Annotated in this window: 1 protein-coding gene; it reads left to right on the top strand. The window is 62.9% G+C overall.

All coding sequences use genetic code 11. The features are described from left to right. Positions 1 to 322: 322 nt before the first annotated feature. Positions 323 to 1,033 (top strand): transposase (locus MJD61_00555; protein MCG8553770.1); only part of this gene is annotated, 711 nt, incomplete at its 3' end.

The raw sequence follows: 1,033 nt of genomic DNA, 5'->3' as shown, positions 1-1,033 counted from the left end.
TGCCGCTGCGCGCTGACGGCCAGGCAATACCGGTAGAGTTCGGTCAGCTCGGGGTCTGGACGAAACAGGTGGGTGCGGCGCAGCGTGCGGCGCGTGACCATCACCGTCATTCCAGGCACGATGTAGCGTGGTTGCGTCATGCTTCGCACACCGCACCAAGCGTGCCGGACACCACCGCGGCTCATTTCGCGTACGTACGCTACCGGTTGCGGCGAAAGTGCCTGCGCACGCCGCCGGACGCCGACCCTGAAGCTGTAGAGCGGCCGGCCCCTTCCTGGCATCGTTGGATTACGAACCCACAACGAACAGGAAGGAGCCGACTATGGACTACTGTGGACTGGATCTTGGAAGAAAGTCGAGCCGCTATTGCATCGTCGATAAGGAGCGCAACATCCTGCGCCAAGGAAACGTGTCGACCCACGAGGCGGGGTTGCGCAAGCTGTTCAACAAGCAGGCACCGCTCGAGATCGTGGTGGAAGCTTCGTGCGGCGCGTTTTGGATTGCGGAGATGCTCATGGAGATGGGGCACACGGTGTATGTCGTGGACCCCAATCGCACCAAGGCCATCGGTGCCTCGCTCATCAAGAACGATAAGCTCGATGCTCGATGGCTGGCTTACCTGTGCGCCGCGGGCTTGCTCGCCAAAGTGCGCGTGCAAACGCGACCGGAACGTATCGCCCGAATGCCGAGCACCTCTCGCGACGCTGTCGTGCGGGCACGGACGAAGTTGCTCAACGCGGTTCGAGGCATGGCAGCAGCCGAAGGCGTCAGCTTGCGTCAAAGCAGGCCGGAGAAGTTGGTCAGCCTGGTCGACGCAGCCCAGGAGCATCTGCCCGACGGTATGTACGACGCCATGCTGCCCCTGCTCGATGCCATCGAAGGGCCCGGTAAAACGATGCGACGCGGTCGCATCACCAAGCGGGGCAACCGCCAGGCCCGTTGGGCCCTTACCATGGCTGCCAACAGCCTGTTGCTCTGCAAGAAGTCCACGCCCCTGGTCGAGTGGGGCAAGTCGCTCCACAAGCGTGTCGGT

This window comes from Pseudomonadota bacterium (assembly GCA_022361155.1).
Lineage (GTDB): Bacteria > Myxococcota_A > Polyangia > Polyangiales > JAKSBK01 > JAKSBK01.
This window is presented reverse-complemented; position numbering and strand designations above follow the sequence as displayed.